Genomic DNA, 21479 nt, shown 5'->3' on the forward strand with positions numbered 1-21479 from the left:
GGTGAGATTATATGGGATTCTCAGGTGGTTATGGTAGCTCCTTTGCGTTAATCGTGGTGCTATTCATTTTATTAATCATCGTTGGGGCTTCTTTCCTCGGCGGTTATTAAGAATCCTCTTACCTCCGCATCCATGTCAGCAGCACCTCCATGATCGTACGGCGCCATAAATGAAATGTTTATGGCGCTCTGCTGTTTTTCCCCTTTTCATTCACACATTAAAACTAAAAAGATCGGCCGATGAATCAACATGCAGCCGATCAGTAATTCATAGATTATTGTGTAAGATTTACATCGATGACGTTATAGAAGGCATTGGAAGTATCCGCAACGTCCCATACCCCCAAAATGACATGATACCCGCTTCGATCAGTCGGCACAAAAATCTTATGAGTCAGATTCGTATCTGCCTTGGAACCGTCGTGGTTTACCGTTCCGATTAATTCAAATTCATCTCTTGACAAAGGTTTATTCGGATTCCAGTTTTTCTTGGTGATATAATAGTGCCACTTTGATGTCGCATGAGGAGCCGTGTAGTACCAAGTGAAGGTGTTAAAACCGCCGCGGATGTTTTGTTTTACCCAATAATCTGCAGTCTGCTTGTCTAAACCGAAGTCAATTTGTCCCGATCCCCCATTTGCAGACGCAATTCTTCCATCCGGCGGACCTGCAGCCGGAAATCCTTTCGGCCCTTCTACAGACTGAGGATTATCAATGACGGAGCCATATTTCTGCGCAGCGGCCGTCCAGCCCAATGTTTGTTTCTCTAAAGCTCCCATGTACGCTCTGCTGACGGGCTCTTTTATATACCCGTGCGCAGATGCATCACTTGAATAGAAAGCGCCTCCAATTCCAAGAGTAACAGTTAAAACTGCAGCTTTGACTAAACCCTTCATTACTGCATCATCCTCCCTCTTTTGTTAATAAAAACCTTTCAGTATATACACTTCACGATAGAGGATGAAATGACCTTCCTTTTCTTGATAGGAAAAAGCAATGAGGTTCGCGCTTTCCCCTTTGTTTTTTATAATCATAAAGAAAAAGCCGGGCCGATTCTGTTGTCGAATCCGCGATTGCCAAAAACCGGCCCGCCCCTTTTGCTCAGAACTTCATTCGCTGGATTTGCCGGTTTCTTTTCGGATAACCGGTGCTACTTCCGCTGCTAATCGTTCGATGTTTTCCGCGGCTTTTTTAAACGGCATACCTCCTATATCGATTTGCGCGAGAAATCGCTGATGCCCGAACAACTCATATTGATGCATGATTTTTTCAATGATCTGCTGTGAACTTCCCACAAATAAAGCTGTTTCTTTTCCGGACGCCCGCTCAAAATCTTCCTTCGTTAAAGGCTCATCGATCCCGTGATATGAATGAACGTGAGACCAGTAATTTGAATGATACGGGTAAAATTCTTGTATTGCCTGTTCATTCGTTTTTGAAATGAACATATGTCCGGTTACGGCAACCTTCACATTTTCCGGAGGATGACCGGCTTTAAAAGCCGCTTCTCGGTATTTGTCAACAAGCGGCTTAGATGACATCGGATCACCGCTCAGTACAGCTAATGCCAAACCCGCACCTGCACGCCCGGCTCGTTCTGCGCTTTCCGGAGTCCCCGAAACACCTAACCATAGCGGAATGCTTCCGCGAAAAGGCCGAGGAGAAATTTCTGCCTCGCGCAGCGGCGGCCGGTAACGTCCTTTCCAGGTAACCGATTCTTCCCCGGAATTTAGTTTTAAAAAAAGGTTAATGTGTTCTTCAAACAGTTCTTTATAATGGCCTACGTCATAACCGAAGAGAGGAAACGAGTCTAAAAATGCGCCCCGTCCCGCAATGATTTCCGCCCGGCCGTCTGAAATCAGATCAAGCGTTGCAAAATCCTCAAATAAACGGACGGGATCTGCGGTGGATAATACAGTCGTGGCACTGGTCAGCTTAATATTTTCAGTGATCTGTGAAATCGCTGATAAGATGGCCGGCGGCGAAGATACCGCATAATCAAGACGATGATGCTCGCCTACACCGAATACATCAAGCCCTGCGTCGTCAGCCAGTTTCGCCAGCTTCATCAATTCATCTATCCGCTGCTTTGCGCTGACTGTTTTCCCTGTCAGAGGATCGGGATATAATTCTGCAAATGAATAAATTCCAATTTCCATACAATCACGGTGTTCAGCCCTCACATTTCTCTCCTCCTGCACTGTGTAAAAAAGCTTTTATGTTATTCTATTCAGCCGTTTTATAAATAGGAATTCATTCAAAATAAATACAGAAGCTTAACATGCAGAAGGCCGGTATAAGAGGAAAAAAAGTTTCCGGCGCCCTTCAATTCTGCCCATTATACTCATGCAGCCGGACTAGGCAAGAACAAAGCCGGCACAAGCGGATTCGAATTCATGTGTTCATTTTCAGTCCAATTCAATCCAATCGTGATATTGATCATAAAGCTTTCGTATTCTTCCGGCATCAAGAGCGATGACTTCACACCCTCTGTCATCATACAGAAAGAAAATAATATCTTTTGTCATATTCACAAAGAAAACATCGGGATACCCAACGGAACAGCCCCCGAACCTTGGCTTCAGCGGAAAATCTTCGTGGACGGCTGCCTTAAGTAATTGAGGAATACGCAGATCTTTCCGTTTACATAATAAAGAAAACTGCTGCATTTCATATTCTTCTGCATCATCTTCTTCAAACGGACAGGGGCAGGTCTTCAACTGGATCCGATATAAATCATCCTTACACTTCAGAAACGGCTGATAAACCTTTAATTTTCTCGCGTGATTACCTTGAGTTTTGTGCTTATATACGTTGGCAACAAGGAACATGTCATCTCTATGTTCAAACAGCTCATTGAAAAGTGCGGCGGTTTGATGATGAACAAGCTGAAAATACTCAAGATTCAAAACACCGCTTTCATTAAATTGATACATATTGCCGCCGAGAGAAAAATGAATTCCCACGTCCCATTGATGATAAATGCCGGGCACTAATTTTAAAGTCGGAAACCTTTCCTTCAGATAATCATTTATTTTCATTCAAACATCTCACTTTCCGTTTCCCGCTCCAGGGACAGAAGAAGCCGAAAACATTCCGATTATTTCTTTTTTTACCCTTGTAATATTATTCCGATTGGAATACAATGAAATAGAACACTGTGAACCCCATTGGTCAGGGTGGATGCTGGTCACATTCATCCTGATCCTTTCTTTTACACAAGATCGCACCAACTTTGAACCCTCCGTTTCCAACCTTATTCATTGATGTTACATATATTTCAATGGTATTATTTTCTTATACATAAGCATCAAGAGGTGTCAGCTTTGAACAGCATCAGAAGATGAAGAGAATATTTCCGGTCTCACCGTAAAATAGGTCTTGACTCTGAACTGCTTTTCACATTTTGAGTATCAACCACTTTTCCATTCTCAAGCGCTTCTTTAAATGCATCAAAATGAATTGAACATTGCTGATTCGAATTACTTCCTGCACCTTCTGTCGCTAAACTGCAAAATGTCCATCACAATCTCCTCTCTATAATTTTACAACATTGCTATAATGATTTTCATGTTTTTCCCAACCTTCAAGCTGAATCTTTTTGATCGTTACTAGGTAACCTAAATACAAAAAAACCTGCTTTCAGCAGGGTTTTTTCAGTAAAGGAGAGGTTATTTCCCCACAAATTCTATTAACTATGTTTTTGTTTTAACCATTCTTTCTTTAGCAATGCGTATTGGTATGTGTTTTCATATTTAGGTGTTCCATCCTCGTGTGCAGTAAATGAAATAAATTCAAGAAAATAACCTTCTTTACGCATTCCTAATCTCTCACATAGTTTTTGTGACCTGCAGTTATCATCTTCAACATATGCATAAAGCCTTCTTGCTTCTTTTTGCATAAAGAGATACTCAAAGAAAGCCTTCGCACTTTCACTTGCGTATCCCATCCCTTCAAAACGGGCATTAAAATTCCAACAAACGGAATAGGTATCTGGCTCTTCTTTTAAATAAAATAGTTCTCCGACTAGATCATTACTGTCTTTTAAACAAACTGCAATATAAGAGTCATCTCGGCTTCTTTTTTGAACGTTTACGGCAGCTTCTTCTAACGTAGATATTCTGTCATCAAGAAAGCAATTCACTCTCGGATGTGCCGAATATTCCAACAGACCTTGCGCATCTTTCTCGGTAAAATTTCTTAAAATTAAGCGATGGGTTTCAATTTTTTGCATTTGCAGTCTCCTGTTTCATTGTTATCGACCTTTGAAAAGAACTTCTTCGTTTGTTGAAGAACTTATCACAATCTATTTTTACTATAATGATGGGTGTTATCATCTTTATCAAAAACAATAATCATTCATTTGCCGCCCGCAATGTAAAGTACTGAACAATTTTCCTGAAAAACCCTCAGTATCGAATATAGAAACGAGCAATAGTAATAAAACAAAGTTAAGCCATTAAAAGCTTATTCAGTATTTTTTCAAACTTATTTACGCTCATCATCTCATGAGTGAGAAATGTCCCATTATAAAACACGCTGAAAGTCGTCCAAACTGCCGGGGATTTTTGCGCCATATCTTTTGACGTTATTCTCAGGGCCTGAAAATGAAGCCCTTTCTTTTCAGTCAGTTCCTTTAAATCCTTTAACACTCCGACTGCAAATGGGCATTGAGCTGTATAAAATATTATGATTCCCTCATCATTAACGGAATTACTTTTCACCTGTTTTTTAAATACAGGAGGATGTGCATGTTCCTTCCACGTCAGTGACACCAACTGAAAATAGGGTTCTGCTTCATCTTGCACAGCAAATCCCATATGCTCGAAGAAATGCTTATCACTTAAATAAGGGAGTTTTTTCTTCCCCACTATATGAACTATCCCATCCATACCGCGGGATTTTGCATCTGACACACATTTTTCTAACAAGTGTTTCGCATGTCCGTTATTCTTATATTTACCTGAGACCCAAAGGCAATTAATAAACATAAAATTAGGTACACTTACCGGGACCCACGCTTCTTCTGCAGGTAAATATTCAATAAAAACTTTGGCCCGTTCGTTTAGGCGGTAGAACACCAAGCCATCACTCATCCGATCTTTGAGCCAGCTCTTCTTTTCATTTACCGCATCCTCATATTGTTTCGTACCTAACGCACAGCAAATATGATTGTCATCAATATTGTCCCTAGTCAACTCAATGTATTCCATTTTTCCTCACCCGCTTTCTTTTGGGAACATCAGCTTTACTTCCGGTGAACATTGTAATTTCTCAGAAATATAGAGTCCCAGAACCAATATATGAACGCAGCAGCAATGCTCTTTATGTAATAAATGAAACTTCTGAAAACCGTGAAATCAATTGACGGATTACCTATGTGCCAGAACAAGAACACAGCTAAAAAAGCGACTGCGGTATAAATGAAAAGATGAACCAAACTAAACTTTTTAGGCTTCTTTCTTAGCCATAGTTGCACAGGAACAGCAAACAAAAAGTAAGTAATCAATGCGTAAAAAGCAATGATAACTACAGTAACTAATGCAATTGGCACAAAACCCGAGTATACAAACATATATAGCCCGAAAATCAAACCATACGACAAACTTGAAAAAGCCAATGTGTAGGTATAGCTCTTTAATCTTGTTGAATTCAGCTTCAAGTCACCGCCCCGTTCATTTACTTCGCACTTACAATATCGTAGTTTTATTGTCTATTTGTCTGTTTTAATCACTATTTGACATTCAATTTTATAATCTGTTTCTCCTGTTTCAATCTTTGTATCATCGCGGTTAACTTTATATTTCCCCCCATACAAACTTGCTGATATCGGGTGCCTTATACCACTCTTTAACTGATCGTAAATGTATTTCTTGCCTTCTTGAAAATTCTTTCGAGGAACATGTCCTACTTTGCAATCATTTACATAGACAGCTATAGCTTCCGGATCGTACTTGTTGTTCTCTTCTAACCGCAATTCACAATTTGAGAAAAGGGAATTATGATAAATAAATATCGGCTCATCAAAAGTTGATTCTAGAATCTCTTTATTTGTCATACCATCATATTTTTCATCGAAGAAAAAGCTGTCTTCATCCTCAGTCTTGATGGCTTTCTTAATATCTTTTTGATAGTGTGATGTTCCTGCAACCTTAAAGTCTATATACTCGAAAAATGCAGACTTTTCTTCATATTTCCTTGAGAAGCCTGTCTCTTGAATCAAGATTGGGAAATTTTCTTTTTTCGATACCATCTCTGTTTCGTTATTAACGCCAACAGTGTTCATATTATTATTTTTATTCTCATTTTGTTCATTTTTAACTTTGTTCTTGAAAAAGTTGAGTATACCCAAATGTACCCCTCCATTTGAAATAAAAGATTGGTTTAATCAAAAAACTCATCATCAATAAAATCATTTTCTCTTGCAAGTTTATTCGAATCCTTTTTAAAAAACCTTTGCTTCAATTTTTCTTTAACTGTTAATTTTTTGTTTTTGTCCTGGCATATATGACATATATAATCTCCGTTGTTTGATAAATGAATAAGTAATTTATCGACACCTGACCTTTTGCAGATACACATCCTGTGCTGACCATCACTAAACGAAATATGACCGCAAGCATTTACGCTTGCATATATTCCTGAATGTTTTTTATGCATGTCCGGTTTTATGTAGTGCGCAGCCAATCTTCTGCATTTTAATGCATATTCATGCTCTTCGCCTTCTAAAGCATTAAATTCCTTATCAGTTAAATCTAAGGAGCACTTTCCTGTTCTAACTTTATAACAGTCATGTTTACTTAGCCTAAAATAAAAAGAATGTTTCGTAGGATTTATTAACTGATCCAACCTGATCCCCTTCTCTTTAAAAGAATGATTTTATGCAACTCCTTAAAATTTGTATTTCGTTACTTTTATTGTAACTTTAGTATACTATGATTACTTTTAATTATCAGTATACCCATAAAAAAGGTCAAGGAAATACCTTGACTGTGTATCGCTCACCAATCTGCATCCGGCTCATCGTGTTCGAATCCGTGAAATCCACACGTCTCCGCAGCCTGCTTCTTTTGTAATCAATAAGTAATGATTTCTGTTTGCATCACCATTCACCTTATCAGCCGAGCTCAAGTTCAAATGATTACCCGTGAAATTCTTTTCACTAAAGGTAAAATCATATCCTGCCAGTGTAATTCTCTGCAGTGCAAGTCAAATATCTATAGAAAGATTATGACCACAAAAGCAAAGCATTCTGTGCATTTGGAGACAAACCCCCATTTAAACACCATTCGGATGACAAATCATCCGTAGAATCCTCCCTTCATAGCTCCCTCAATTTTTGTAGAGGCACTTGCCCGCAAAAATGTAAGGGTTTTCAAAATAAGAGCAGTATGCTAAATTGTAAGATAAGTAAAAATTTTCTGCTAATATTTGAAAGGGGTGTATGATTTGAAAGCTGTAGTAGCAACAAAAGACAAAAGTATAGCGATCGTACAAAAAGAATTACGTCCTTTGCGACATGGTGAAGCCAAAGTTAAGATGGAATACTGCGGTGTATGTCATACTGACTTGCATGTTAAAAATGCTGATTTCGGGGATGTTACTGGCGTCACTTTAGGTCATGAGGGAATAGGCATTGTGACTGAGATTGGTGAAGGCGTAACAAGCCTGAAAAAAGGTGACCGCGTCTCTATTGCCTGGATGTTTGAAAGCTGCGGCTGCTGTGAATATTGCTTAACTGGCCGGGAAACCTTGTGCCGGGATGTAAAAAATGCCGGCTATACAGTTGACGGCGCAATGGCTGAAGAAGCAATCGTAGCGGTTGATTATGCAATAAAGGTGCCGGAAAATTTAGATCCTGCAGCAGCAAGCAGCATTACTTGTGCAGGTGTAACAACTTATAAAGCGGTTAAAGTCAGTGAAATTAAACCAGGTCAATGGATCGGTGTATTTGGAGTCGGCGGTTTAGGCAACTTGGCTGTTCAATATGCAAAAAACGTCTTTAACGCTAAAGTGATTGCTTTCGACATTAGTGATGAAAAATTGAATTTTGCTAAGAGCTTAGGCGCTGATGCGGTTGTAAACAGTTTAAACGAAGACCCCGTCGCTAAGGTAAAAGAAGTGACTAACGATTTAGGGCTTGATGCTGTGGTCATCACGGCTGTCTCTAAAACCCCTTTCAATCAAGCGATTGATGTTGTAAAAGCAGGAGCCCGTGTAGTCGCAGTCGGTTTACCGGTGGACAAAATGGATTTAGATATTCCCCGTCTCGTGTTAGATGGAATTCAGGTAGTAGGTTCATTAGTAGGTACCAGAGAAGACCTGAAGGAAGCTTTTCAATTTGCTGCGGACGGTAAAGTTGTACCTAAAGTGACAAAACGCCCGATCGAAGATGTGAATGATATTTTTGAAGAAATGGAGCAAGGTAAAGTGACCGGCCGCATGGTTATCGATTTTACTTCCTAATCATTAAGGCTGCCGGGAATGATACGGCAGCCTTTAATCTCTATTCTTGCTCAGCGCCCAACCCAGACTGAATAAGACTTTGTCATTTAGTTCAGAAAAGAAACTTTACAGACCATTCGGCGGTTATTCATTTTGCAAGTACTGCCTGAACTAACCCTGATACCAATATAAAGCAAGGTCATTCATTGCCGAAGCGTAGCTGTTATGAGGAAACCCACCAGAGGTTCCTCATAACACTAAAAACCTACTCACTGCACTTTTTACAGCAGACCTTATCAGAGTGTTTGCTTAACACTTTGTCCATTCTCCCCACAGGCATTTTCTTCTCACTTGGAAGTGTAAGATAAGCTGTTATCTCATCCCCTGATTTTAATGTTTTTCCGCAGATAGAGCATTTTAACTCAGTATTAAAGAAATTTTTTAATCCCATTCAGAAGCCTCCTTATTTACCTTTATAAAGTAATACGTTAAAGCTTTATAAAAGTTTCAGGTTAAAGAAATACTCCTTGCTTGGGAATATACTTCGTTTCAGTTGATCCGCAGCCGCCCCGGTCATCGTTATACCTCACTCAATCAGGCAGCTTCTTCCTTATATCCTCTACGACATTAAATGCGGGGAAAACGTTCATTCAAGAATTCAGCGTTAACCAAAAAGGAGAATACATCCTGAAATATGATAGCGGCACCGGTGATAGTGTCGATGGTTTCTTTAGATCTGTTGAGATCTAAATTCCGTTAGGAAAGTCGGCAGTTTTGCGGGACTTTCTTTTACAATCATTCTGCAGGAATAAAGGTAAAGTGTCGAATAAACATATGACCGTTTTGAAACGGAAACTTTATCGGCATCACAAACCCTCAAGCAGCCTCCTTGTATCGTACCTTGCGTCCCTTTGTGATTTGTTTTGATTTGTCGTATACTGCGCTTGCCCGGGAAATGATGAATATTTTCGTTAACTATGATTTCCCTGTACCTCTTCGTATGTGGCTCTGCATGATGAAGCAACTTCATGGCTCACCACTTTCATACACAGTTTTATGGCATGTTGTGCCATATCCCTCCTCTTTAAACAGCAAACCGTCCCATCCATTTCTCTCTTTCAGTTAACTTCCCATTATTTCATATTTTTAGAAGCTCTTCATTTTAGACTTAATATCCATTTTTTCTTATTTAGACTTAAATCTATGTCGAAATTTATCATCCGGCATATTATGTACTATCCTAACAACAGGAGGTGGCAATAATATGGGGAACTACGGTGGAAATTACGGTGGAAGTTCTTTCGTATTGATCGTTGTGCTGTTCATTTTGTTAATCATTGTAGGTGCTGCATTCCTTTTCTAGCACATTGACGATTTATATTCGTCTCCCAAACATTGCATCCCTTAGTTCGGACAGACGCCATAAGAAGTTTTATGGCGTTTTTACTTTTTAAAAAATCTATCTAAGATAAACATTTTTTATTTTTACTCTGGTAAGCGGGAGAGTTTCCTCCCCTGCCTGCGCCAATATTGCCGCTATGAAGAATAAAGCGAACAATCCAATTCGGAATAAAGACTTGTTCATGAACAAAACCCCTAAATAGTTGTTAAAAAACTAAGGCGGTTTTTAATTCATCAGGATTACAGATGTTGTGAACTTAAAAAGGATATTACTCACCTTTATAAAATTGTCATTCGTTAGATTTAGTCACTGAATCTTTTTTGTTTGGTATCTTAGCGGCCTTCCACACTCATTTAAAAAGGGTCCGCCCACAAAATACGGTGTTCACACATTAAGTCATTTTCACATAAAAAAACCGGATTCCTCTTCTAAGAGGTTCCGGCTTTTCTTTTTGTTCGGTCTTTGTCAGTTAAAATGCGGGAAATAGCTGGTGACGTGCTGCACACACCCGCTATTATAATATTTCAATAGAGCCTTCTGTTCCATGAACGCGGATTCGCTGCCCATCTTTTATCAATTGGGTTGCATTTTCAACTCCAACAACTGCAGGTAAGCCGTATTCACGCGCGATAACCGCTCCATGGGTCATCAGTCCGCCAACTTCAGTGACCAGGCCTTTTATGGATACAAACAATGGTGTCCAGCTGGGATCAGTATAGGAGGTAACTAATATATCTCCATCTTCCAAATCGGCATCTTCCATGTTTAAAATAACCCGTGCCCGGCCCTCTATGACTCCCGAGGAAACGGGCAGCCCTGCAATCGCTCCGGCCGGGAGATTTTCTCGTTTGTACTCGCCTGTAACGATTTCACCGTCAGACGTGATAACACGCGGCGGAGATAGTTTTTCATATACTTTGTACTCGCCTTTTCGTGTGCTGATGATTTGGTAATCCAATTTATTTGTGCGTACGACTTCCTGAAGTTCTTCAAAAGTGAGATAGTATATGTCTTCTTTTTCATGAATAACCCCCGCTTTTGCGAGTTGTTCGGCTTCTTTCAGTAAAGCCTGTTTATAAACGAAGTAGCGGCTGATCATGCCATATTTTGGATATTCTCTGAACCCGCTGAAGTTCCGGATGATTTGGATCATTCGTTTAGTTTCTCTGGCTTTTTGTTCACCGTCCGGTAATTGCTTCAATCGGTCTAATAACTCTTGTTCTTTCTTCAACGCCTCCTGCCGCCCTTGCTCAAATTTCCGCTGGCTGGCATTTGACTCAAAGTTTTTGAGATTATTAAGAATCATAGGGACAAGTGCAATTGGTTTTTCGCTCCATCGAGTTCTTGTGATATCAATTTCTCCGGCACATCGCATTCCGTACTTGTTGAGATAAGCATAGATAGCGTCATGGGTTTCCCGCCCGCCTTCAAACTTCACCAGCCCATCCAAAAAGTGATCATCTTTTACATTCTCTAAATAGGCAATTACTTCTGGATAAGGACGGATCACATCGGCGACGTCCAATAGCACAAGCCCCATTTCTGAAGTAATATTATGAGGTACAGATTGAGAAAGCGTATCTGCTGCGTTTTTTTCACCTAACCACTCGTTCATTTTTTCGTTAATCCATGATGAAGCATCCATTGCAGTTCGAATCAATACCGAACTTTTTGGATTAAATAAAATATTCTTTAATTCCTGGATATCTTCCAAAATAAAACGAAATAAATCAGATCCTGATTTCGTCTGGATGTTTTGTTTTAGCTCTTCTATCGATGCCTGACTGCTCTTAATCAAATCAGAAACAATTGCCGGATCGTTTTCAGCTTGATCCGGCATATCTGCATTGCCTTTGCCGGGAATCGGCGCCGTTTTATCATGTATCGGCTTAATGAAATCATGCCGCTCTATTATGGTCATAAGTGCGTCTTTTAAGAGCGGATCGTGCTGCCCCATGCCTTTTAAGAAAACTTCTCTGACATTAGGGGATGCCAGTTGATGTGTGACATCAACGAATAGCCTTCCGCCGGCTTTACGCATGGGTGCAGCAGTCGTCAACAGAAAAAAAGACAATCCAAGGGGTTTTATGGGATCCGTCATCATTTGCTGATGACCGACAGAGATATAGACGTGATTTTCTTGATCGTTCGCTTCAGGAACGGGGTATAACGTTGTGATCGGACGACTTTGGACAATATAAAAAGTATCGCGGTCCAAACACCATTCGATATCTTGCGGCTGGCCGAAATGAGCTTCGATCTGTCTCCCGATACGTGCCAGCTGTAAAATTTGTTCATCAGTCAGTGTTTGAATCTTTTGCTGATCAAGATCAATCTCCCGTGTTTCCGTTCCGCCTTCTTTTCGTCCATAGATAGCCAATTTTTTAGTTTCTATTCTCTTATCGACGATTTGCCCGTCCTGTACTTTATAACAATCGGCAGAGACTAAGCCGGAGACCAGTGCTTCACCAAGTCCAAAACCGGCATCAATGGATAGCAGCTTTCGGTTTCCGGTCATCGGATCAGCGGTAAATAAAATCCCCGAAGCCTGAGGGAACACCATCCTTTGGATGATAACGGATAAATAAACTTGGCTGTGATCAAATCCATTTTGCATACGGTAAATGACCGCGCGATCCGTAAATAGGGACGCCCAACATTTACTGATATGCTGCAAGATCGCATCGACGCCGGTAATATTTAAATAGGTGTCTTGTTGACCGGCGAAAGAGGCATGCGGTAAATCCTCAGCTGTCGCACTGGAACGTACGGCATAGGCATGTTTTTCGCCAAATCGGGAGAGATAGCAAGCAACTGCTTTGACTACATCTGAAGGAATTTCTGCTTCCATAATGGTTTGCCGGATTTTTTTGCTGACTTCACCAATTTGATCCCGATTCTCCGCTTTCAGCATGGTCAGTTGACCCAACAGCGCTTGTAACGTTTCGTTTTGTTCAATGGCTTTTCGATATCCTGCGGTTGTGACACAAAATCCTTCCGGTACTTGTATTCCTTGAATTTTTGATAATTCCCCTAAATGTAACCCTTTTCCTCCAATGAGCAAAGGCTGTGTTTTTTCAATTTCGTGAATGCCGAGAACCAAAGAACTCATTCTATATCTCCCCTTCAAAAAAATTTGACAAGAGCTTTTCAGCATGATATAATCATAATATAAGATGGATAACTATGACTTTTCACACAGAAAGCGCGCGTGTTCTGATTATATCACCGTGTCTGTTTTTGTGCAATATAAAAAGAACCTGGCCAATTTGGCGAGGTTCTTTCTTCATTTTCTAAGGAACTCCTGAAGTTGAGTAATACCTGCGAATCCATTGCAGAAAGGCTATCTCCACGGATTCAAGAAACAGGAAAATCTCAATAATAAAAAACATCCCCCTCACGCAATGTGAGGGGATGTTTTGTGTGTATACTTCTCAATTCATCGTCATATGAGTTTAGACTGATGCAGTCACAACTTACAAGAATGCTTATCAGTTTCCTTCAATAGCTAACACATTTGAAGTTACATTAGCGCTGCCGTTGCTTTGATATCCCTCAACTGACCTCCTGAAAATTAGGTTTGTCGAAAGCTCTTTAAAGCTGTATTGAGATCTTTTGTGTGAGCGTAAATGTTCTTATACAACTCGAATAATGTTTTATATTTTTGAACATTTTGTTCTTTTGGATAAAATGCAGCTGCTTCATGAATGAACTGCTCTGCACATTCTTCAAGAGAGTCAAACCACCCGCTTCCGAAGGCGGCTAACATCGCAGCCCCCATGGCCGGACCTTGTTCATTTTCTAACTTAACCACCCTCGTATTGAAAATATCAGCCTGCATTTGAAGCCACGTTTCATTTTTAGCTCCCCCGCCAATAGAGACAACCGTATCAACTGATTTTCCCGCTTCGCGGAATAGCTCAATTGATTCATATAAAGAGAATGTGATGCCTTCCATTATCGCCCTCAAAAAGTGCTCTCTTTTATGGGCTCCGTCCATTCCGATCAAGCTTCCCCGAATAGATGAATCAGCATGCGGCGTTCTTTCACCGACCAAGTAAGGAGTGTACAGCAGTCCATTTGCTCCTATCGGAACAGATTCCACGCCCTGCAATAATTGTTCAAACGATTCGTTCGGCGCAAACGTTCTTTTAAACCAGTCCAAGCTGTACCCTGCAGCGAGCGTGACTCCCATCGTATAAAAAGAATCCTTCTTTCCATGATTAAAAAAGTGCACTTTCCCTTTAAAGTCCCTTTCTTTGTCTTCTTCACAGGAAAGTATGACTCCTGACGTCCCGATACTGCATAATGTTTTTCCCGAAGAAAGAATACCGGCTCCGACAGCACCGCAAGCATTATCTGCTCCCCCAGCGTATACTTTTGTTTTTTCGAGCAGCCCTGTCTTCGCCGCAACGCTCGGAAGCAGCGATCCTACACAGTCATGGGATTCAACCAGCGGAGGACAAATTTCTGCTGAAATACCAAATTGATTGCAAATCTCATCGCTCCACTCTTTGCGGGTCATATGTAAAAGTAACGTTCCTGCCGCATCGGAGTATTCGGTGTGAACGGCGCCGGTCATGCGGAATCTCACATAGTCTTTCGGAAGCAGAAAAACAGCGGTTTTGTTAAAAAGTTCAGGCTCATGTTCCTTCACCCATAACATTTTAGGTAATGTAAACCCTTCAAGGACACGATTTTTTGTGATATCAAGCAGATGATCGCCAAATGTCTCGGTTATCCTGCTGCATTGAGGCGTCGTTCTAGTATCATTCCAAAGAATCGCATGACGCAGCACCTGCCGATCTTGGTCAAGCAGTACTAACCCATGCATTTGTCCTGAATAGCTAATCCCGTCAATATCCCCAGATTGGACGTTGGATATCGAAATCAATTCAGCCAATGCTTCAATTGTTTGCTGCACCCAGTCTTCAGGATTTTGCTCACTATATCCCGCCTTCTCTTGGATGAGCGGATAACTTTTGGACGCTTCTGCACAAACCTTGCCGTTTTGATTGACTAAAATGGTTTTAACGGCACTCGTTCCAAGGTCTATTCCAATGACATACTTCATTTTTTCACTCCTTCCTCTCTAAATAGATCCCCATTGAAATGACCCGCCATAACAGTAACTTCATGACGGGCAATTGGGAACTTGGCTGCCTGCATCTTTTTACAGCGGGATCTGGAACTTCTTTTTTCATTTGTTATACCTGTAAAATGTATTGGTTTAATATCGCTTTTAACCGTTCCTGTCTCCCTGATTCGTTTTTAATTGGCTGATTGTTCAGCGCATATTGCTCAAGCGTCTTGAAATTAGCTCTTCCTTCTGCAATTTCAAGGCCAATCCCTTCAGTAAAGCTGCGGTAACGGTGTTGAATCACATCTTCAAACACACGATCTTCGATTAACTTGTGTGCGGCTTTCAATCCTCTTGCAAATGTATCCATCCCTGCAACATGGGCATATAGTAAATCATCAGGCTCAAAAGAAGATCTCCTGACCTTTGCGTCAAAGTTTAATCCTCCGCTTCCAAGACCGCCATTTTGCAGGATTTCGTACATTGCTAATGTCGCAGAATATAAATCTGTCGGAAATTCATCTGTGTCCCAGCCTAAAAGCGGATCACCCTGATTCGCGTCAACAGAGCCGAGAAGGCCATGCACTCTCGCCATGCGTAATTCATGTTCGAATGTATGCCCGGCTAATGTGGCATGATTGGCTTCGAGATTTAATTTAAAATGATTGTCTAAGCCGTATTGCTTTAAAAAGGCAATGGTTGTTGCTGCGTCCGTATCATATTGATGGGTGGTCGGCTCTTTTGGTTTTGGTTCAATCAAAAACTGCCCTGTATACCCGATTTCCTTCGCATAATCCACTGCCATATGCATAAATCTGGCCATATTATCAAGCTCAAATTTTAAATCGGTATTTAACAAAGTTTCGTACCCTTCACGTCCGCCCCAAAATACATAGTTCTCGGCGCCAAGCTCTTTTGCTGTTTCTAATCCTTTTTTTACTTGGGCTGCGGCATACGCAAATACATCTGCATTACAAGAAGTCGCCGCACCATGCACAAAACGGGGATTCGTGAACATATTTGCAGTATTCCATAAAAGCTTAACGCTGCTGGTTCTCATGTAGTCTTTTATCATGTCCACGATTATATCCAGATTTTGATTTGTCTCTTTTAACGTACTTCCTTCCGGTGCGATATCCCGGTCATGAAAAGCAAAAAATGGCGCATCCAGTTTTTCAAACATCTCAAACGCTGCATCTACCCTCGCTCTCGCCAGATCCATGCCTTTATAGTGATCCCACGGTCTCTGCATCGTAGCTGCGCCAAACATGTCTGTGCCGTCAGCGGTAAATGTATGCCAATAGGCAATAGAAAATCGCAGATGCTCTTTCATTGTCTTTTCGCCGATTACTTCTTGAGGATTATAATATTTAAATGCTAAAGGATTAGTGGAATCTTTCCCTTCGTAAATCACTTTGTTTACGCTTTCAAAATAGCCGACTGAACCGGAATGAGAGTGAGCCATGTGTGATTTCCCCCTTAAAAATAAATTCTAAACATGATCATTCAAATACAGATGCTTTTATGTCATGTTATATATTAGTTTGTTGCCTAAACAAACTAACTTATTTTCATCTTATATAACCTCATCAGTATTTTCAATATTTTTTTTAGTTTTTTACGAACACATTAGATATAATAAAGGTTGCATTCGCTATGTACTGCGTTTCGCACGATAACACAGAACGTTCAACTTAATTTAAAGATTATACAAATGGAGTGGATGAAGTGGATATCGCTGATCAAGCCTTTGTCAAAAAAGTTAACCAAAAGTTATTACTAAACGAAATACTTAAGAATTCTCCTATTTCAAGAGCAAAATTATCTGAAATGACCGGATTAAATAAATCAACTGTTTCGTCACAGGTAAACACATTAATGAAAGAAAACCTCGTATTTGAAATAGGTCAGGGACAATCAAGCGGCGGCAGAAGACCAGTCATGCTTGTTTTTAATAAAAAGGCAGGATACTCCGTAGGAATAGATGTTGGTGTGGATTATATCAATGGCATTTTAACAGACCTTGAAGGAACGATCGTTCTTGATCAATACTGCCATTTGGAATCCAATTCTCCAGAAATAACGAAAGACATTTTGATTGATATGATTCATCACTTTATTACGCATATGCCCCAATCTCCGTACGGGCTTATTGGTATAGGTATTTGCGTGCCTGGACTCATTGATAAAGATCAAAAAATTGTTTTCACTCCGAACTCCAACTGGAGAGATATTGACTTAAAATCTTCGATACAAGAGAAGTACAATGTGCCTGTTTTTATTGAAAATGAGGCAAACGCTGGCGCATATGGAGAGAAAGTATTTGGAGCTGCAAAAAATCACGATAACATTATTTACGTAAGTATCAGCACAGGGATAGGGATCGGTGTTATTATCAACAATCATTTATATAGAGGAGTAAGCGGCTTCTCTGGAGAAATGGGACATATGACAATAGACTTTAATGGTCCTAAATGCAGTTGCGGAAACCGAGGCTGCTGGGAATTGTATGCTTCAGAGAAGGCTTTATTAAAATCTCTTCAGACCAAAGAGAAAAAACTGTCCTATCAAGATATCATAGACCTCGCCCATCTGAATGATATCGGAACCTTAAACGCATTACAGAATTTTGGATTCTATTTAGGAATAGGCCTTACCAATATTTTAAATACTTTCAACCCACAGGCCGTAATTTTAAGAAATAGCATAATTGAATCGCATCCTATGGTTTTAAATTCAATGAGAAGTGAAGTGTCGTCAAGGGTTTATTCCCACCTAGACAATAGCTATGAACTATTACCATCTTTCTTAGGAAAAAATGCACCCGCTTTAGGAATGTCCTCTATTGTGATTGATCATTTTCTCGACATGGTTCATAACTGAAATGTATAAACTTCTATGTTTTACGCTCATCTTTAAAGATGGGTTTTTTGTTTTGTTATTTTCATCCTGAATGGGAGCATATCTGACGTGTTTTTCCACACAGGCACATTCTAATATGAAAAAGGAGTTCCAAAATAGAAAGCTCCTTTTTCATGCGGACATTCATTTTTCTTTATAACGGAAATATCTGAAGTCGGCCGGAATTTGATTTCCGCTCGTATCTTGGCATTGCATCCCTACAAAAGCTCCTGTAAAGAATCCCCCGCCTCGGATATAATCATCTGATAATTTTTTCGATTCCAATGCAATGTCGATTTTGTGCCAATCTTCTTTGTTAAATGAATAGAAATAATAATATTTTTCGTTTTCAATATTCACTTTTAAATAGACGTACTTGACTTCACGGGGAATTACAATTTTATTTTTTAACGGTTGTGAAAAAGAAAAGTTATCACATATCGTTAAATCAAGAATACGGCCAAGTTCTTCATCATGCGTGACTTGAAGAGCCGTCCAGTTCTCTGTATTGTAATAGTTCACCAAACCAGCGGCTTGCTGAAAATTTTCCGGATAAAACGCAACAGCCGTTTCCGCTTCAAAATGGAGACTTTGCCAGCGTCTGGCTACAAATGCCTGAGTAAACGTCGAAGTTAAGGATTCATGGCCGTATAATCGTAAATGATTTGGCGCTTGAGTTAATGAACCTAATTTCTCCGTAAAAGGGATTCTTAATGTTTGAAAATTAATATTTAATGCTGCATCCTCAAATTCATCAACTTCCGGATACGTGTCTTCAAACATTGTTTCAGGTATAGAAGGTGCATCCACTTCCAAGCTCCCTTCTTTTCCGCCTTCTACATAAGGCCAGCCATCTTTCCAATAGAGCTTTTGAATAGCTGTTTCTCTGCCCAAAGGACAATATCCTCTCTGCTGAAAAATTGAATCATCGTCCAGATGAATGGGACGTCCCGTTAAATGAGCTAAATACCACTCATCTGTATGTGTGTGAACAATAGATGCATGCCCGCATTTTTGCAATGGGTTTCCTGGATCATGCCATGACGTTAAGATTGGGTTATCAGGATGAACTTCATATGGCCCCTCAATATTCGCAGAACGGGCAATTGTAGCAGCATGTTCGAACCGCGTTCCTCCTTCTGCGGTTAATAAATAATAATAGTTCCCGATATGATAAAGATGCGGCGCTTCCGTCAGCTTTCTTTCAGTTCCTTTAAATATCACTTTCGGTTTACCGATCAGTTTTTGCTCCTTATCAGAATATTCCTGCATGACAATGCCTCCAAAGGAGTGCCGATCAATACGCTGATCCCATAACATATTTAATAAATATTTTTTCCCATCCGTATCATGGAATAAAGAAGCATCAAAACCCGAGCTGTTTAATGTGATCGGCTCCCCCCAATCACCATCAATCGTGTCACAAGTCACTAAATAATTGTGGCAATCTTTCCAGGCGCCATCTACGACCTTAACATCCGTATAGATCAGCCAAAACTTTCCGTCACTGTAACTTAAACATGGCGCCCAGACCCCGCCTGAATTAGGATTTCCTTTCATGTCTAATTGCGAAACTCTCTGTAATGGATGTGCAACTAAGTGCCAATTGACTAAATCTTTTGAGTGGTGTATCTGGACTCCCGGAAACCACTCAAATGTAGATACAGCGATATAATAATCCTCTCCAACCCTGCAAATACTCGGATCGGGGTTGAATCCTTTAAGTACTGGATTGATAATCTTCATGCAGAACGCCTCCTCAGCTATTTTCTGTTGACTCATCATGTTTTAAGCTTTGAAATCGTCAATATGATCCAAATAAACTTTGTCTCTATTCTCTAATTCTCGCACCATGTTTTTATATTTTTTCTCATCTAAGTTATAGAAATTAATATCAATCATGGCCAGAACCAGTAAGAACACGGGAATAATGGTTGCTGTAATTAAAATTCCCGTCAATGCCTCCGGCGTTTGCACCTGATTTGCCACATATCCAAACTGATCTAAAACCAAACCCGGTACAACCCCTCCCAAGGCCATGCCGAATTTAAAGAAAAATCCGATAATAGCGTATATGAGACCGCCCATTCTTTTCCCGGTCTTATACTCTCCATATTCGATTGTTTCAGGTATAAGCGCCCACATATAGCCCCCGGCAGTGAGACTTCCGGCAGCAGCCAGCAATCGAAAGGAAAGTATCAGGAATATATTACTTGACGGAACGAACAGTAAAGCTAAGAGGCCGATCATATTCAGTAATAATGCATAATTTAGTAATTTCTTCTTCCCTAATAATTGATGAAGCTTTGGTATAAACGGTAAAATGACCAAAGCAGGCAAACTTCCCAACAAACCGTACCACTTCACTAAATCCGCTCTTTCTAAATTATACGTTACGTAATAGATGCCAACCGAATTACTGATTGAATTCACTCCAAAAATAATAATAAAGAAAATACTTAATACAACTAGAGGCCGATTAACACGAAATTGCTCAAATATATCCGATAATTTAATTTTTTCTTCAGATTTTTGAAGCGTGACACGCTCTTTTGTGCTTTTAAAACAAAAGATTAAAAGGCACCCGCCTATAACTCCCATAATACCCATGGTTAGCTGCCAGCCAAGAGATTCGCTGCCGAAAGTATCGCTTAAATAAGCAGCCAGTAAGGGAACAAAAAATGCAACGACAAGTCCCCCAAGATTCGCAAATAACATACGGACAGACGTTATACTAACAACTTCTTGATTATTTCGGGTCATTGCAGATGTTAACGCGCCATATGGCACGTTTATCATTGTGTATGTAAGCGACAAGCCGACATAGGTGATATAAGCATATATTAATTTCCCCATATCCGAAAAATCCGGGGTTGTAAAACAGAGTATTGCCAATATGACAAATGGAAAAGCTCCGAATAAAAGATACGGTCTGAAGCGCCCAAACCTGCTATTTGTTCTGTCAACTATTGTTCCGATAAAAGGATCAGCGAGAGCGTCGATGATTCTAACCACTAAAAACATCGTACCGGCTGTTGCTGCCGGTAAACCAAATATATCTGTATAGAAGAACAAAAGATAAGTAGACACTGTTGCATAAATTAAATTACATGCAAAATCTCCAGACGCATATCCAACTTTTTCAACCATGCTGATCTTCTTTACATTTTCACTGAGCATGATTTCCTCCCCTTTTCGATCCTTTACATAAGGAACATTATGAAATGGTATAACATTTCTTCAATTTTATCGGCCAGTGAAGGCTTTATAAAAGCGCTTTCAAAAAAATGATAGCGATTTACTTTCACAGAGCATTTTCATCATAGTGAACAGGATAAAAGCTTGGCTTTCACTTTTTATATACCTCCAATTAAATCGAGCCTCTTATCCCCCTCCCATTTAAGACCTTTACATGATGGGCAATTAAAGTGGTTTTATTAGTTTGTTGATCGAACAAACTAACTTGATTTCATATTATAAAATCTTTTCTGCTTTTTCAACTCTTTTTTCAGAGAATTTAAAACCGACCAAAGGACGTACCATGTTGTAATTGCCGGCTGCTTCGACAGACGTTAAGTAAAAACCCCATGTGTCACCTGACTGATTTATTAAATGATAAGCACTTCCATCATCTTTTGTTTAGTAAAACTTA

Annotated in this window: 18 protein-coding genes; 4 read left to right on the plus strand and 14 right to left on the minus strand. The window is 40.0% G+C overall.

Annotated features, from left to right (window positions below):
* Positions 1–11 precede the first annotated feature (11 nt).
* Entirely contained in the window at positions 12–110 is a 99-nt protein-coding gene (locus OWN49_RS00445; protein WP_003154022.1) for a YjcZ family sporulation protein, read from the plus strand.
* A 164-nt stretch (positions 111–274) separates the two neighbouring features.
* Here the strand turns inward: OWN49_RS00445 and OWN49_RS00450 are convergent, their stop codons facing one another.
* From OWN49_RS00450 to OWN49_RS00485, 8 genes are all read right to left on the minus strand, one after another.
* Positions 275–895 carry a lytic polysaccharide monooxygenase auxiliary activity family 9 protein gene (locus tag OWN49_RS00450; RefSeq protein ID WP_003154023.1) on the minus strand — a complete coding sequence of 207 codons (621 nt, stop codon included), beginning with the start codon at positions 893–895 and terminating at the stop codon, positions 275–277.
* A gap of 213 nt (positions 896–1108) precedes the next feature.
* Positions 1109–2182, minus strand: a complete 1074-nt coding sequence (locus OWN49_RS00455) for an LLM class flavin-dependent oxidoreductase (RefSeq protein WP_060386963.1) — start codon at positions 2180–2182, stop codon at positions 1109–1111.
* 225 nt (positions 2183–2407) lie between these two features.
* Positions 2408–3040, minus strand: coding sequence for a DUF3885 domain-containing protein (locus OWN49_RS00460; RefSeq protein WP_176283341.1), 633 nt, complete (start codon positions 3038–3040; stop codon positions 2408–2410).
* 650 nt (positions 3041–3690) lie between these two features.
* Complete coding sequence (locus tag OWN49_RS00465; protein ID WP_077722376.1) at positions 3691–4233, minus strand: GNAT family N-acetyltransferase; 543 nt, start codon at positions 4231–4233, stop codon at positions 3691–3693.
* 217 nt (positions 4234–4450) lie between these two features.
* On the minus strand, positions 4451–5212 hold the full coding sequence (locus OWN49_RS00470) for a GNAT family N-acetyltransferase (protein ID WP_077722375.1): 762 nt from the start codon (positions 5210–5212) through the stop codon (positions 4451–4453).
* Between the two features lie 35 nt (positions 5213–5247).
* Positions 5248–5661, minus strand: coding sequence for a UPF0715 family protein (locus OWN49_RS00475; RefSeq protein ID WP_077722374.1), 414 nt, complete (start codon positions 5659–5661; stop codon positions 5248–5250).
* Between the two features lie 51 nt (positions 5662–5712).
* On the minus strand, positions 5713–6351 hold the full coding sequence (locus OWN49_RS00480; RefSeq protein ID WP_015388191.1) for an HIRAN domain-containing protein: 639 nt from the start codon (positions 6349–6351) through the stop codon (positions 5713–5715).
* Positions 6352–6383: 32 nt separating this feature from the next.
* The gene (locus OWN49_RS00485; protein ID WP_015388192.1) at positions 6384–6848 is read right to left on the minus strand and encodes a hypothetical protein; all 465 of its coding nucleotides are present in this window, start codon (positions 6846–6848) and stop codon (positions 6384–6386) included.
* Positions 6849–7448: 600 nt separating this feature from the next.
* Between OWN49_RS00485 and adhP the strand changes: the two genes are divergently transcribed.
* Positions 7449–8465, plus strand: a complete 1017-nt coding sequence (gene adhP / locus OWN49_RS00490; protein WP_176283340.1) for an alcohol dehydrogenase AdhP — start codon at positions 7449–7451, stop codon at positions 8463–8465.
* 244 nt (positions 8466–8709) lie between these two features.
* On the opposite strand, the gene OWN49_RS00495 is transcribed toward adhP, so the two are convergent.
* On the minus strand, positions 8710–8895 hold the full coding sequence (locus OWN49_RS00495; RefSeq protein WP_003154035.1) for a hypothetical protein: 186 nt from the start codon (positions 8893–8895) through the stop codon (positions 8710–8712).
* An 813-nt stretch (positions 8896–9708) separates the two neighbouring features.
* Between OWN49_RS00495 and OWN49_RS00500 the strand changes: the two genes are divergently transcribed.
* On the plus strand, positions 9709–9807 hold the full coding sequence (locus tag OWN49_RS00500; RefSeq protein WP_003154037.1) for a YjcZ family sporulation protein: 99 nt from the start codon (positions 9709–9711) through the stop codon (positions 9805–9807).
* Positions 9808–10360: 553 nt separating this feature from the next.
* Here OWN49_RS00500 and ppsA read toward each other — a convergent pair.
* From ppsA to xylA, 3 genes are all read right to left on the minus strand, one after another.
* Positions 10361–12958 carry a phosphoenolpyruvate synthase gene (ppsA, locus tag OWN49_RS00505; RefSeq protein WP_077722369.1) on the minus strand — a complete coding sequence of 866 codons (2598 nt, stop codon included), beginning with the start codon at positions 12956–12958 and terminating at the stop codon, positions 10361–10363.
* A 462-nt stretch (positions 12959–13420) separates the two neighbouring features.
* Positions 13421–14920 (minus strand): xylulokinase, encoded by a 1500-nt coding sequence (gene xylB, locus OWN49_RS00510; RefSeq protein ID WP_176283339.1) that lies wholly within the window; start codon positions 14918–14920, stop codon positions 13421–13423.
* A 133-nt stretch (positions 14921–15053) separates the two neighbouring features.
* Positions 15054–16391, minus strand: coding sequence for a xylose isomerase (xylA, locus tag OWN49_RS00515; RefSeq protein ID WP_176283338.1), 1338 nt, complete (start codon positions 16389–16391; stop codon positions 15054–15056).
* 263 nt (positions 16392–16654) lie between these two features.
* Here xylA and xylR point away from each other — a divergent pair, with 263 nt between their 5' ends.
* Entirely contained in the window at positions 16655–17809 is a 1155-nt protein-coding gene (gene xylR / locus OWN49_RS00520) for a transcriptional repressor XylR (RefSeq protein WP_176283337.1), read from the plus strand.
* Positions 17810–17971: 162 nt separating this feature from the next.
* Here xylR and xynB read toward each other — a convergent pair whose 3' ends face one another.
* Together xynB and OWN49_RS00530 are read right to left on the minus strand one after the other, a co-directional pair.
* The gene (gene xynB / locus OWN49_RS00525) at positions 17972–19573 is read right to left on the minus strand and encodes a xylan 1,4-beta-xylosidase (protein ID WP_176283336.1); all 1602 of its coding nucleotides are present in this window, start codon (positions 19571–19573) and stop codon (positions 17972–17974) included.
* A gap of 42 nt (positions 19574–19615) precedes the next feature.
* The gene (locus OWN49_RS00530) at positions 19616–21007 is read right to left on the minus strand and encodes an MFS transporter (protein ID WP_176283335.1); all 1392 of its coding nucleotides are present in this window, start codon (positions 21005–21007) and stop codon (positions 19616–19618) included.
* Positions 21008–21479: the final 472 nt, after the last annotated feature.

It is taken from the genome of Bacillus sp. NEAU-242-2 (assembly GCF_027853835.1).
Classification (GTDB): domain Bacteria; phylum Bacillota; class Bacilli; order Bacillales; family Bacillaceae; genus Bacillus; species Bacillus velezensis.

Bases quoted from the DNA above. Each gene is read 5' to 3' on its own strand.
- OWN49_RS00445 (WP_003154022.1), top strand. From the start codon at position 12: ATGGGATTCTCAGGTGGTTATGGTAGCTCCTTTGCGTTAATCGTGGTG.
- OWN49_RS00450 (WP_003154023.1), bottom strand. From the start codon at position 895: ATGAAGGGTTTAGTCAAAGCTGCAGTTTTAACTGTTACTCTTGGAATT.
- OWN49_RS00460 (WP_176283341.1), bottom strand. From the start codon at position 3,040: ATGAAAATAAATGATTATCTGAAGGAAAGGTTTCCGACTTTAAAATTA.
- OWN49_RS00465 (WP_077722376.1), bottom strand. From the start codon at position 4,233: ATGCAAAAAATTGAAACCCATCGCTTAATTTTAAGAAATTTTACCGAG.
- OWN49_RS00470 (WP_077722375.1), bottom strand. From the start codon at position 5,212: ATGGAATACATTGAGTTGACTAGGGACAATATTGATGACAATCATATT.
- OWN49_RS00495 (WP_003154035.1), bottom strand. From the start codon at position 8,895: ATGGGATTAAAAAATTTCTTTAATACTGAGTTAAAATGCTCTATCTGC.
- OWN49_RS00500 (WP_003154037.1), top strand. From the start codon at position 9,709: ATGGGGAACTACGGTGGAAATTACGGTGGAAGTTCTTTCGTATTGATC.
- ppsA (WP_077722369.1), bottom strand. From the start codon at position 12,958: ATGAGTTCTTTGGTTCTCGGCATTCACGAAATTGAAAAAACACAGCCT.
- xylB (WP_176283339.1), bottom strand. From the start codon at position 14,920: ATGAAGTATGTCATTGGAATAGACCTTGGAACGAGTGCCGTTAAAACC.
- xylA (WP_176283338.1), bottom strand. From the start codon at position 16,391: ATGGCTCACTCTCATTCCGGTTCAGTCGGCTATTTTGAAAGCGTAAAC.
- xynB (WP_176283336.1), bottom strand. From the start codon at position 19,573: ATGAAGATTATCAATCCAGTACTTAAAGGATTCAACCCCGATCCGAGT.
- OWN49_RS00530 (WP_176283335.1), bottom strand. From the start codon at position 21,007: ATGCTCAGTGAAAATGTAAAGAAGATCAGCATGGTTGAAAAAGTTGGA.